Annotated in this window: 12 protein-coding genes; 5 read left to right on the top strand and 7 right to left on the bottom strand. The window is 34.4% G+C overall.

All coding sequences use genetic code 11. The features are described from left to right. Positions 1-24: 24 nt before the first annotated feature. A complete protein-coding gene (locus tag N3I35_16255; GenBank protein ID MCX8131632.1) occupies positions 25-1,233 on the bottom strand; it encodes a glycosyltransferase family 4 protein in 1,209 nt (402 codons plus the stop codon). A 591-nt stretch (positions 1,234-1,824) separates the two neighbouring features. On the opposite strand from N3I35_16255, the gene N3I35_16250 reads away from it, so the two are divergent. After that, positions 1,825-2,442, top strand: coding sequence for a DUF4912 domain-containing protein (locus N3I35_16250; GenBank protein MCX8131631.1), 618 nt, complete (start codon positions 1,825-1,827; stop codon positions 2,440-2,442). A 42-nt stretch (positions 2,443-2,484) separates the two neighbouring features. Then, positions 2,485-4,062, top strand: a complete 1,578-nt coding sequence (locus N3I35_16245) for a DUF1957 domain-containing protein (protein MCX8131630.1) — start codon at positions 2,485-2,487, stop codon at positions 4,060-4,062. 86 nt (positions 4,063-4,148) lie between these two features. Here N3I35_16245 and N3I35_16240 read toward each other — a convergent pair whose 3' ends face one another. Continuing rightward, the gene (locus tag N3I35_16240; protein MCX8131629.1) at positions 4,149-5,525 is read right to left on the bottom strand and encodes a PhoH family protein; all 1,377 of its coding nucleotides are present in this window, start codon (positions 5,523-5,525) and stop codon (positions 4,149-4,151) included. Between the two features lie 313 nt (positions 5,526-5,838). After that, a complete protein-coding gene (locus N3I35_16235; protein ID MCX8131628.1) occupies positions 5,839-7,023 on the bottom strand; it encodes an MFS transporter in 1,185 nt (394 codons plus the stop codon). Between the two features lie 297 nt (positions 7,024-7,320). Between N3I35_16235 and N3I35_16230 the strand changes: the two genes are divergently transcribed. Together N3I35_16230 and N3I35_16225 are read left to right on the top strand one after the other, a co-directional pair. Then, positions 7,321-8,601 carry an SH3 domain-containing protein gene (locus N3I35_16230; protein MCX8131627.1) on the top strand — a complete coding sequence of 427 codons (1,281 nt, stop codon included), beginning with the start codon at positions 7,321-7,323 and terminating at the stop codon, positions 8,599-8,601. Positions 8,602-8,605: 4 nt separating this feature from the next. After that, positions 8,606-9,217 carry a hypothetical protein gene (locus N3I35_16225; protein ID MCX8131626.1) on the top strand — a complete coding sequence of 204 codons (612 nt, stop codon included), beginning with the start codon at positions 8,606-8,608 and terminating at the stop codon, positions 9,215-9,217. Positions 9,218-9,297: 80 nt separating this feature from the next. Here N3I35_16225 and N3I35_16220 read toward each other — a convergent pair whose 3' ends face one another. The 4 genes from N3I35_16220 to N3I35_16205 all read right to left on the bottom strand — a co-directional run bounded on the left by N3I35_16220 (position 9,298) and on the right by N3I35_16205 (position 11,816). Next, positions 9,298-9,645 (bottom strand): cupin domain-containing protein, encoded by a 348-nt coding sequence (locus tag N3I35_16220; GenBank protein MCX8131625.1) that lies wholly within the window; start codon positions 9,643-9,645, stop codon positions 9,298-9,300. Positions 9,646-10,334: 689 nt separating this feature from the next. Then, a complete protein-coding gene (locus N3I35_16215) occupies positions 10,335-10,754 on the bottom strand; it encodes a peptidase M56 BlaR1 (protein ID MCX8131624.1) in 420 nt (139 codons plus the stop codon). Positions 10,755-10,771: 17 nt separating this feature from the next. Beyond that, a complete protein-coding gene (locus N3I35_16210; GenBank protein MCX8131623.1) occupies positions 10,772-11,230 on the bottom strand; it encodes a hypothetical protein in 459 nt (152 codons plus the stop codon). Between the two features lie 340 nt (positions 11,231-11,570). After that, a complete protein-coding gene (locus N3I35_16205) occupies positions 11,571-11,816 on the bottom strand; it encodes a hypothetical protein (protein MCX8131622.1) in 246 nt (81 codons plus the stop codon). Positions 11,817-12,014: 198 nt separating this feature from the next. Here N3I35_16205 and N3I35_16200 point away from each other — a divergent pair, with 198 nt between their 5' ends. Further along, complete coding sequence (locus N3I35_16200; GenBank protein MCX8131621.1) at positions 12,015-12,797, top strand: hypothetical protein; 783 nt, start codon at positions 12,015-12,017, stop codon at positions 12,795-12,797. Positions 12,798-13,003: the final 206 nt, after the last annotated feature.

Below are 13,003 nucleotides of genomic sequence, written 5' to 3'. Positions count from 1 at the left end.
TGAAAACATTCAGTCCCGCTTCAGTTAGCCTTTGATTTCAGGAGTCTTCCAGTTAGCACCCTTACTTTCTTTCAGTACTTCGCTATATACATCCATTGTCTGTTTTGATATCACGTCCCAATTATATATCCTGTTTACCTTTTCCAAAGCCTTTTCTTTCATTTCTTCCGCCTTGTCCGGATTGAACAATATCTCCATAATACTGTCAGCTAGAGAATTTGCATTACCCGAATATGATTTCATCCCGTCAATACCGTGATTAACAATTTCCCCCAAACCACCTGTATCAGATACTACAACCGGTACATTCGCTACCATTCCTTCAAGAGCTACTATACCAAAAGGCTCATATAAACTTGGAAACACAGCAACATCCGCACATTTGTATAATTTACACAAGTCATCATCGCTTATATATCCTGTAAAATATACTTTATGCGCAATACCCATTGCCAAGGATTTCCCTTTTAAATACTCAAACTGAGGACCTTTGCCTGCTATAACAAACTTAACATCGTTATAGTACTGAACAATTTTGGGTATTGAATCAATCAGTACATGAGCACCCTTTTCATTAACAAGCCTTCCAATAAAAAATACAATCTTTTCATTATCTGCTGCAAAGTTTCTTCTGAAACCAATATCTCTTTCATAACCCTTAAACTTGTCAGAATCTACACCATTATGTATTGTGTGTATCTTATCTTCGGGCAGCTGAAAGATATTTCTCACTTCATTTCGCATATACTCACTATTTACAATAACTTTCCATGATTCATAGGTAAGCCACCATTCTACACTGCTGATATAGCTTTGTATATCATTATGTATACCCCAATTCCTCCCGTATTCAGTTGCGTGAATAGTTGATACAAGGGGTATTGAATAAGATTGTTTTATAGCTCTGGCAGCAAATGCAACAATCCAGTCATGAGCATGAATTATGTCGAACTTTCCAAATTCGTTAATAAGCTTAACGGAATATTCTACTAAAGCAAAATTTAGCTGCAGTACCCAGTTAATAAAATTACCTGCATTAATATCATATGTATGCACCCTGTGAACCATAACTTTTTTATCCATTTCAACTTCTTTAGAGCCTGGCTCCCAACAGGTAACAACATGAACTTCATTATCATTTTCCCCAAGCTTTTGTGCTAAATCATGCACAACCCTGGAAATTCCACCGACTATTCTAGGAGGGTATTCCCAGGATAGCATAAGTATACGCATAGAATTCTCCTCTCAAGCATTTTAATAGTAAGACGCTTAAAATGGTTCATATACCATCTGTATCATACCAGTTAATCCCGCATTATTGTTTCCGATTAATAATAATATTATTTGCCTATATCAATATTGTGCAACAATATTCAAAGATTATTTATCTGCTTAAATCTTATACGCTAAACAATTATTTCATTCAAATTACTTTTCTATTTATATAATTTTGACCTATTTTTCTAATTGATTACGCCTGAATAATATAATCCGGTTTATGAAAAAATATTATGGTGAAATTACAAATATGAAACAGTAATATACCATATTTCGTCATATACTGGAAAAATCCTTCATATTACTATTTATTTATACATAAAATTATTTATAATGTAAATAAATAATAATTTTGCACATACCCTTTTAGTACATTGGCAGCTTTAGCTTACACTTGGATATGCAGTAGCAGGTATTTATTACTAATACTACCGATTAAGTTCTGTAATGGAAAAGTAAACTATAAACTGATTTAATCAACTATATACCACTGAAACTGTTTTTAAACCAATTTTTGTTAATCAATATTATCAAGGAGGACTATTTATGGTTGGGGCAAACATACAAGGTGATTATTTTTTGCCTTTAAGATACGATGAAAGCAAAATAACTTTGTTAGCCAGGGATCCGAATTGGCTATATGCTTACTGGGAAATATCAGGCTCCAAAAAGGATGAATTCATAAGAGAGTTCGGATATGAACTTTGGGAAAAATCTGTACCTGTACTTAAGGTAATAAACGTGTCAAAAAACACAAGTTTTTTTATCCGAATAAATGATTTCTCCAACAACTGGTATATAAATGTACCGGATGCCAATATGCTATATGTAGTTGAAATGGGAAGAAAAGTAGCTGACAGGTTTTTTATCAACCTCGCCAGTTCAAATTATGTCTCAACGCCGTCAAATAGTGTAAGCACAAATACAGCAACATATTTTATCAACTATAACAGCCTGAAAAACGGCAAGCTTGATATGGAAACGAAAACCATCTATGAATCCTACAACTTTAAATCACATTCAAAATTCATGGTTGGCATAAGTTCACCGGAATTGATGGGAATAGGCCTTGAAGAGGCTTCTTTTGGAATTAGTTCTGCAGAGTTATTCGGAATTAATATTTCAGAGCATTTTGGAATCAGCTCTGAGGCCTTTTTGAAATGAAAACAGAACACATAGAGTTAACACCGGAAAGGATGATTGTAAATGGCCAAAGGATATGTAGCACTAGTATTGCATGCCCATCTTCCTTATGTACGCCACCCAGAACATGATAATTTTTTAGAGGAAAGATGGCTTTTTGAAGCTATCTCTGAAACATATATCCCTTTACTTAATACCTTTGAATCTCTCTCAAACGAAGGCGTAGATTACAAAGTGACCATGTCTATTACCCCACCTTTACTATCTATGCTTTCTGACAGTCTCCTACAGGAAAGGTACATAAGATATCTTGAAAAATTGATATCGTTGACAGACAAAGAGATTGAAAGAACTAAAGAACAGCAGGAATTCAATTTGCTAGCAAAAATGTATAATGATAAATACAGAAATGACTTATACATTTTCACTACTAAATATAATCGCGACTTGATTTCTGTATTCAAAAGTTTTCAGGATTCCGGGAAATTGGAACTTATTGCATCAGCTGCTACTCATGGATTCCTTCCTCTTATGGAAAATTCAAATGCAATTAGAGCTCAGGTAAGTACAGGTGTAAAAGTATATGAGAAATACTTCGGATGTAAACCCAAAGGGATATGGCTCCCTGAATGCGGTTATACTCCAATGGTAGAAAACATACTGAAGGAAAACGCCATTGAATACTTTATTACTGAATCCCATGGAATTTTGTTTGCAGATCCGAAACCCGTGTTTGGTACTTATTCCCCTATAGTCACACCTGCAGGTATCGTGGCTTTCGGAAGAGATATCGAATCTTCCAGGCAAGTATGGAGTGCGACAGAAGGTTATCCGGGTGATTTTGATTATAGGGAGTTCTACAAGGATATAGGATACGAGCTTGATTATGACTATATTAAAGATTATATTTCTCCTGACGGTCAAAGAATTCAAACAGGCATCAAATACTTCAGGATAACCGACAAAACCGGACAAAAACAGCCATATAACCCAATCTGGGCACATAACAAGGTAGATATCCATGCCAGCAATTTTATGTTTAACCGACAAAAGCAGATTGAATTCCTAAGCGATAAAATGGATAGACCTCCAATTGTAGTTTGTCCGTATGATGCAGAATTGTTCGGCCACTGGTGGTATGAAGGCCCTTATTGGCTATATTCACTTTTTAAAAAAACATATTATGACCAGAACACATTTAAACTTATAACCTTAAGCGAATACATGGCAGAAAATCCTGTAATGCAGGTATCCTCGCCTTGCCCGTCTACATGGGGGCATAAAGGCTATAACGAAGTATGGCTGAATACTTCAAATGACTGGATTTATCGTCATTTACACAAATCAGCTGACAGGATGGTTGAGCTGGCAAATTCGAACCTATATGCAGAAGGTCTAAAAAAAGATGCTTTAAACCAGGCCGCCAGAGAACTGCTGCTCGCTCAAAGCAGCGATTGGGCTTTTATAATGAAAGCAGGTACTGTTGTACCCTATGCAATAAAACGGACAAAGGACCATGTAAGCCGTTTTACCAAACTATATCACGATATCAAGGAAAACAGCATAGATGAGGAATGGCTTCGTGATATCCAAAGTAAGGATAATATTTTTCCTGAACTGGATTACAGTATTTATAGATAAAACCACCCCAAACCCCTTCGCTTTTTTTGAGAAGGGGTTTGGTTTTACTCTCCATTCTAAAGAAGTAGCCCGAGGTGAGCTTGAATTTACATTCTTTTAGCACTTTCATAAGCCAGTTCTGAACGCTCACATTCTTCATCGGTCAATGTTACCTGGTAGCATAGTGAGCTGCCTTTCATCTTTTCAGACGCGTAACACAGACCATTGGTTCTTATATCAAGAAAAGGATGATCGATCTGTTCGGGATCACCCAGCAATATTATTTTAGTACCCATACCAGCACGGGTTATAATTCCCTTTACCTGCTTTGGTGTCAGATTCTGAGCTTCATCAATAATAACCCATTGTTTTACGATAGAACGTCCTCTTATAAAAGCAATAGCCTCCGTATTAATAATCTTTCTGTCAAACAACTCATCTACCTTATCTTTCAATTCCTTCTCACTTCTATAGCGTTCATTCTCATCGTTATCAATAAGAACCTCCAGATTGTCTACAACAGGCCGTAGAAATGGAGCTATCTTCTCCTGTTCAGTACCGGGCAGAAATCCTATATCCTCATCAAGCTTTACGTTTGGACGGCATACCAGAATTTTTCTGTAAAGCCTGCTCTGCTCTGTCATTATTTTATGGAGACCTACTGCAAGTGAATAGAATGTTTTTGCTGTACCTGCTGGCCCTTTTATAATCACCAGAGGCGCTTTATCTGCATCCAGCATCAGTGCTTCCTGCATGAATTTTTGGCCGGCATTCCTCGGATTTACGCCAAATGGCCTTTCCTGTAAAAACTTCAGCACTACAATACTTTTCCCGTCAAACCTCCCTAAAGCTGTATGCTTATCATTACTGCACGAATGAACAATAAGAAACTGATTTGTAACAAGCTTTATGTCTATCTTTTCTCCTGAATCCGATGAAAAACTGTATATGTCTTCAGGTTTTATTTTGCCTTTACTATAAAACTCATTTAGCTTCTCTTCCGATGTATAAACATCCACACGCCCTTTATACTGTTCGTCAAAAGTGGGAACCTGCTCTGCAAAAAAATCCTGAGCAATAACACCTATTATGTCAGCTTTTATTCTCTCAAAAATATCCTTCGTAACAAGATATACCTTTTCGCCTTTTTCCATCAGTCCCTTACATACCTGTAAAATCCTGTTGTCATTATTACTTTCAGACCAACTACTGGGTAATTCCACATGGTTATAATTCATTTCAATACGGAGAATACTACCGTTTTCCAATTCTACACCTTCATTTAAATTTCCTTTTACCCTAAGTGCATCAATAATTCTTGCTACATGCCTTGCATTGGCTCCAAGTTCAGTATTATCCCTTTTAAACCTATCAAGCTCTTCCAAGACTACTTCTGGTAAAATAATGATATTATCTTCAAATGAGTATAATGCAAAAGGCGTTTGCAACAGAACGTTGGTATCAAGAACAAAGGTCTTCTTCAATAGAGATCTCTCCCGTCTGTAGTTTATTTTACTATAATACAGATTAGTCAACAGACAACCAAAATGTGAATAATAGAAATTATATGATACCTCCTATAAAATATTTCGTACATTTAACAAAGAAACAATAGTATGAAATAAATAGGTCTAAAATCATATTGACATTAACCACCAACATTAGTATAATAAAAACACTTGTCGTATTGATACGACTCTCTTTAATTACCCGGATAAATATAATTGAATTGTTGTTCTTAACCAATTTGGTAGGGTTCCGGAAGGAACCCTACATCAATTTTTTTTGGGGACTAGTTTATATCTTTATCCTTCTCGCTGAGAAAAAGTTTATCAAAGCTATTACAGCACCTCCGATAAAAACATATTTATAGCCGTCTGCTCCCCCACTTTGCCAGACAACTCCTCCCAAAACCGGTAAAAACATTGATACAATATGATCAATACTGATTCCCAATGAAAGCGTAGGGGATACATCCTCGGGTGAAACTGCAATCTTCTTTAGATATGTTGATCTTGCCATGCTGACCGAACTCGAACACTGATCCAGGACATAACATGCACTGACAAGAAATATAGCTGCACTGCCTTTCAATAAATCGTTTGAAAATGCATAACCAAGGCATACAAAGAATAATATCGCAGACTCCCCTGCCAACACTATCCTCTCACCTATCTTATCTACCATGTGTCCTATCAACGGCTTAATAAATATCCCAAGAGAAGCTATAATGAAAAACAGGATTGTCATAGTAGCCCGCTGCTGCTCAAAAACATCAACCAGAACCCATGTTCCGAAAGTAAGAAATATCTGTTTCCTGGCTCCAAACAATATACACAGCCAATAAAAGAGTTTATACTCTTTTCGGAAAACAAACCTTGTTTTAGATTTCTCCTTTTGCTCCTTTTTCATCAGCAGCAAAAGAAAAGCAGCAGCAGTAAATGATAATGCCCCTATAGAAAATGATACTGTATATCCTATATCAAATATTTTTATCAAAAGCCATAAAGCAGCGCTGCTTATTACAAGGGAAGCTGTATTAAAAGAACTCAACTGCCCCAGCTTTCTCCCCAGGTTTCCTTCCTTGGCAAAATTCATACCTATACTGTTTGAGAGTGGCATATATACATGCTGTCCGGTGCTGTAAACAAAAATACATATTAGCACCAGTGAATACTCGGAAGGGATAATCCCCAGCAGTAACATCCCTGCAGCAGCACAAATATTTGCAAAGGCCGCTATTCTGATATCTCCAAAGGCATATAAAAAACCAATTATTAAATAAACTAAAAACCCCGGAAGCTCCCTTGGAATTTCTAGGGCTGTCCTCTGAATAACATCAATCTGAAACTTGTCTTTTAAAAAATTTGTTAATGTAGAATTATCTACACTTTGACCTATTCCTAGAAAAACACCAACCAAAAGAAATAAGAGAAAGTCTCTTTCCATGCTTTTTGTCTTTCTTATCAATGTCTTGACCATTCTTTTCCCCCTGTTTTTGCGAATTATATAAGTTATAATATAGCACTATTTAAGTGGTAATTCTACATGAATATTATCTAAATCAGCCGCTAGTGCTAGTTGATTTTTATTGCAAATGCTTATTTATATGACTTTTAGTACTATATACCATCCGTATTCTTAACCCCTTTACCCATATATGATGATACAGATATACTAGGCATATTAGACAAAAAAGACTAGATACTGTTCTGATTTATAATGTTAATATATTGTTAGGAAAGTGTATATTAATGCACTAAAAAAGGGTGAGTATTTATGCACATAAACTTATTGTGTATACAGGATATGTGTCCTGACTGGTATAAGCTTGAAAAACAAACTAAAAATACAATAGGTAAGCTAAATAGTGTAAAAGACCTGAGTTTTTACCTAAAAAGCCCTGATGAATTTATCAGACGTCTTGCTATTCTTAGAATAAATGAATTAAAGCTGAAAGACTCCATTGAAATCTTAAAGGATATTATGGATGAACCTTATGAAAGTCAACCTAACAAAGAGTTGGCTGCCTGGACAATAAAAACAATAAGTCATAAGTGGAATATTGATTTATTTATAAGCCACAAGCTTTTGAGCAAGTTTTCCGGTACTGAAAAGCTTGATGACATATTCAGGCTGACAGTAAAAGACTATTCTACTTCCATAAAATACGAATTCACTTCTGACATTATCTTCAGGGAGCTACAGTTTGACAACAGCAGCATAAAGCAATATGATGAAATCAGTTTTGAAATGCCCTTTTCGATTATAGAGTGGACTAAATCTTACTTTTCTCACTTATCCGCAACTAATAAAAAACTATTGGCAAATCTCCCTCTTATTACTGCAAGAGCGCTCAAAAACTTCTATACCGTATGCACAAAAAAAATCCTCATCCGGATATTTCACTTTATTAAGCATAATTTCAGCACTTTTAGCCGTGAACTAAAGCATAAGCTGTCATATAAGAAAAAATCCAAAGCAAAAACCAGAAGTTTATATGTACATAATACCCGGCAATATCCTTCCCTAAAGAAAATTGTTGCAGGCCTTCTATATGTAGTCTTTACTCCTTTAAGAATGGTTATCAGACACAAAATGCTATTTTTGAGTGCAATTTTAGCTTGTTACTGCTTATTAGCACTGACAGTGCCGGGAAAAATACTTACATATAAATACACTGGAACGGATCTGTCAGAAATACAAAGCAGCGCATATTATTCAGCAAAGGATTTTCTCTCTTTCGCCTGGAATGAAGCAAAGACAATAATCGGTATAGAAGAAACTGACACTGTTGAAACTACTGAAGCTGAAATCTCTCCATTATCTGAAACAGGCAAACTATATACAGTCACAGCTAAGGAAGGCCTAAACCTTAGAATGCAGCCTGACGGCACTTCTGCCAAAGTAATAAAACACGCTTTAAAGCATAACACAAAAGTAAGTTTTCACGGACAAACACAAAAGGATACTTCTGGAAGGCTTTGGTATTTAGTAAGCACCCATGATGGGTATTCAGGCTGGGTTAATTCAAAATGGCTTAGAGAAGCCGGGAGGTAAGGCTATGTGCGATAGAGCAATGAAAGACAGAATTGAATTTGTTATAAGACTGCTTTACGAGCTAAAAAGTACTGTGTCTTCCTTTGAACAGCTTAATAGTACTATAGGTAAACACTCTGGAGACTTTTACTCAAACCTTTTGAATAAAAGCAGGTGTGAAGTACAGCAAGAAATTGAAAAATACAAAACCAATGTAAAAAAGATAACTTCCTTAAATCACGAAATAACAACCAGAATAAATGAGTGGTATAATTTTTCAAAAAACCCCGTTTACCTTAAACAAATATCATACCCTCTAAAATTCTTTATTGAAAAGCGAAAGCTCAAGATATTCATTAAACATATAAATTTGGAAGTATCCGAATTGGCGATCGAAAACAGGTTCATACGCGAGCGCCTGACAAATTGGGAGCATGGCCTGGAATCAAAAGCGGTACAATTAATCAATGAAGAGGAAGAGCACAAGCATTATATTCAGCTACTGAGAAAAAAGGATGAACTTGTTACGGAACTTGGATATTTATTGCCTACTGTTCTTGATAAGCAAAATATGGAACTGGATATCCACAATCTTGACTACCTTATTGAGGAGTTAGCTAAAAAAACAGCTGCTTAAATAGAGTAAAGGGATACACCCCAGGTTTTCTGACAGTAGTATCCTGACTTATATGAATATATCCCTCTATTTTTGGATTCTTAAAAAAGCAGAATAACGGCAAGCATCTCTAAAGGCTCTGTACCATTATTCTCAACCGAATGGGCCGCACCACCTCCGGTTAGGATGGAATCACCCTCAAATACCTCTTTTTGGATGCCATTGTCATCGATTATGCCTTTACCTTTTATAACATAGAATATTTCTTCCTCATTCACATGCTCATGCAATCCTATAGAACATCCTGGATTTATAGTGATTTTTGCACATAATCTTGCTTTTCCAGTGAGTTCATCCTGCTTGAAGATATGAGTTATTTCAACAGATCCTTTTCCACCCCTCATTTGCTCTTTAATTTCTTTAACCATCTCATCAGCTTTTCTTATCATTAAGATACCTCCAAATTAACAATTTTATCCGATACATGAATTATATACTTCACTCAAACTCATTTCAATATTTCCACTAATTGAAAATAAACTAAAATAATACTGAAGTTATTCTTTACCAGTTTTTTAGTTATGAATCTGCATAAAATAGTATTATTAATCAGTTTCACCGTAATCATGCTACTAAATCAATGATTGGAGGTATTGGAATTGAGTACAGTAGTTCACGCTTATCATAAGAAAACTGCTAATATATGCCCTATTTGTCATGCACCGATGTATATAGTTTACTTGCATAACAAAACCAGAAGTCTCATGTGTTTAAAATGCAATTTTGGTTTTAACTATAAAGATTAGTATACTTAAAATGTAAATCATCAGGTAAATAAAAAACCTCGTATTTTGAAATACGAGGTTTTTGGCTGTGGGACCCCGATTACGATAGTATCCACAATACTATTTCCATTATTATAAGTTCTCTCGAACCAAGATAGGCATTGATCTTAAAACACATAAAAAATAACTCATAGAATACTATGAGTTTAGAGAGCCAAGTTAATTAGTAATTGTCAACACGATAAACCTTTGGTAACTCAAATAACATAAGTTGTATTGCACTAAAACCTTCAAACAGACTAATTAGTCTATATAATTACAAAAGATTTTATGAATTACCTCTTTCTCTTAGATTATTTAGTGGTCTTAACGACTTTTCCATCTTTATCCTTGATTTCGGCTTCTCCAGTCTCAATTTTAAATTTACCTATGATTGTTCTCCCATCACTTTCATATAGATTGATTTCTTTTTTTGATGGCATTTTATTTTGCTTCTCTAAGGCTTCCTTTGGAGACTTTGGTTTATCCCCTGTAAGGTCAGATGACTTTACATATCCGACTGTTCCATCTACACCGATTGCTTTAATTAAGTCTGGCTCATCTTCTTGGTTTTCAGCATACAGTGCAGAACCATATGTCTCACCTGATTCATTTTTAGGATAATCTTTTTGCTTAATCATATTAATTGATGCGTAAACAGCAGAGCCTGCTAGTATACCAACTAACAGAATTAATAAAAATACCGATTTCTTATAAATGACTTTCACGTTCATTTTATTTGCCTCCTTAACTAATAAGTTTGACTTGGACTCTGGTATGTAGAATAAGAAGTGTATCCATTTCCGTTATATGCATACGAAGTACCTTTACTATAATATGATCCTGTTCCTCCATTATATGATGTGCTGGTGCAAACAGATAAATATTCAGCAGCTGATGAATTATAAACTGTATTTGTAGATGTCACCAATGCATCATATCTATATAGTCTTGCTTGGGCACCTATATAGCCTGTTGGTACAGTTCCTGTCCCATCTTTTCCAGCATATGTTTGTGCATACATATAGCCATTAGATGGATTATCGCTTACATAAACACGTGCTATGTTCTTATAGCTGTATCCATTTGTTGGGCCATAATATTTCCAAGACCCTTCTGCGACACCGGCAAATGCAGTAAATGTACCTATTCCTAAGGTGACACCTACAATGAATGTAAAAATTACTTTACTTAAGTATTTTTTATCCATATTATTTTCTCCTTATGTATTGAAAAAATTCGAGTATAATAATATTTTACATCAATGTTTAAATTTGTCAATTTATTATTTCTTACCATTGAGCTCTAATAACTGTTAGTACCTAATGCAAAAAATTACCCATATATAAAATAAATACTATGGGTTGAGAAAATTAAGCTAAGTCGGATTGTTACAACACCCAAAGCTAACAAAATAAGTATTTATATATCTATGAATAAGATTCTATATTAGTAGGATGTACTCTATACAGAATTTTGTTAACAAAAAACCTGATATATACCAGGCTTTTTATTTCTATTTTTATCTTTTTTCTTTACTCATAATATGATCATTGGTTTTTCTTATTATTTGCAAAATAAAAGTTCTTAAAGCCAAATACTATAATAATACCAGAAATTATGATTTCGGTGATTATTACATACCATAAAAATGAGGGTATGAGTTTCATTCCGTTGGATATGGGACCAGATGATACTGCTTTAAACTTATAAACACTATAGAAATCGTATATTATTATAATAGCCATAAGTTTTGTAAGTGTTAAAAATAATGATACTAAACCAAGTCTAAACATAAAATACCTCTTTATATTCATAAACAATATTACATATCTCCATTTACTATATTTGTAAATTATTATAATTATAAATTTTGACAAATGTCAATATGCTTAGTATAATAATTATATCCATTTATATACATATGTTACATATTGTTCCTGGGTGACATTAAATAACGGTAAAGAATATTATTATATGGAGGTATCTTTATTGTGAAACACTTTAGAAAAATAATATGTTTTACTACAATCTTTAGTATGTTAATGGCTTTGAATGTAAATGCTGCTGAATCAGCAGAACTTAAAGATGATATTACTCTAACAAAAAAATTCATTAGCACAGAGTTAAAGCTAAAGAAGGCTAAAGTAGAAAAAAAGGATGGCTATACAATTACAACTATAACTGATAAAGATGAGCTTAAAAACCCTGATGTTATGGCTGGCGCGGAAATACCGGAAGGCTATAAGCTTGTAGAGGTAAAAATTGGAGTCATGAATTCAGAAGATGAAGACTTAACATCTAAACAAGATCCGCCATCTTCTACAGACAATCCACAAGCTATTACTCAAGCAGTTATTTTGCCACCCATATATTCATATTATGCAAAAAATGCAGTTGAAAACCCTGTAGAATGTTATTTTCCAAACAACCCAGACTATAGCGACTGGTACGACGGCCCTGCAAGCATTAGTATATCAGAGCAAAGAGGGTTTTTAGCAAAATATACAGCAACTGTGGGGTTAACTGTATCAGATATTGAAGCAGCTGTAGGTTTTGAAGTTGGTATAAACTATAATCGTACAGTTACTTATAGCATTACAGCTAGTTCTACCGAAAAAGTTAATGTTAAAGTATTCTCTAATAATAAAGAAACAAAATATGAGGAATGGAAACAGTGTATTAGCAGAATACCTTATACATCCGAATTTGTAGGTACAAGATATGCATATAAGCCTATCGGTTCAATTTGGAAACAATATCGATATACTAAATAATACATTTTACTGTTTTGAGTTTTCTCCTGAGGATTTTTGAATATCAATAGATTACCTTATTTAGTGGGTCTATAAGAAATTTCGTGTAAATTTATTTTGATAAATAGCTATAGCTGGTTACCATAACCTTTATACCTGAAGAATTTAATAATACTATTATTTGCCACAATAATTTGGATATGCATGTTTCTGAATAATTATGGCAA

The organism is Clostridia bacterium (assembly GCA_026414765.1).
Taxonomy (GTDB): domain Bacteria; phylum Bacillota; class Clostridia; order Acetivibrionales; family DSM-27016; genus SKW86.
Note: the sequence above shows the minus strand (reverse complement) of the source record. Positions and strands in the feature narration are given on the sequence as shown.

Bases quoted from the DNA above. Each gene is read 5' to 3' on its own strand.
- N3I35_16225 (MCX8131626.1), top strand. From the start codon at position 8,606: ATGTGCGATAGAGCAATGAAAGACAGAATTGAATTTGTTATAAGACTG.
- N3I35_16230 (MCX8131627.1), top strand. From the start codon at position 7,321: ATGCACATAAACTTATTGTGTATACAGGATATGTGTCCTGACTGGTAT.
- N3I35_16220 (MCX8131625.1), bottom strand. From the start codon at position 9,645: ATGATAAGAAAAGCTGATGAGATGGTTAAAGAAATTAAAGAGCAAATG.
- N3I35_16255 (MCX8131632.1), bottom strand. From the start codon at position 1,233: ATGCGTATACTTATGCTATCCTGGGAATACCCTCCTAGAATAGTCGGT.
- N3I35_16215 (MCX8131624.1), bottom strand. From the start codon at position 10,754: ATGAACGTGAAAGTCATTTATAAGAAATCGGTATTTTTATTAATTCTG.
- N3I35_16250 (MCX8131631.1), top strand. From the start codon at position 1,825: ATGGTTGGGGCAAACATACAAGGTGATTATTTTTTGCCTTTAAGATAC.
- N3I35_16245 (MCX8131630.1), top strand. From the start codon at position 2,485: ATGGCCAAAGGATATGTAGCACTAGTATTGCATGCCCATCTTCCTTAT.
- N3I35_16210 (MCX8131623.1), bottom strand. From the start codon at position 11,230: ATGGATAAAAAATACTTAAGTAAAGTAATTTTTACATTCATTGTAGGT.
- N3I35_16205 (MCX8131622.1), bottom strand. From the start codon at position 11,816: ATGTTTAGACTTGGTTTAGTATCATTATTTTTAACACTTACAAAACTT.
- N3I35_16235 (MCX8131628.1), bottom strand. From the start codon at position 7,023: ATGGTCAAGACATTGATAAGAAAGACAAAAAGCATGGAAAGAGACTTT.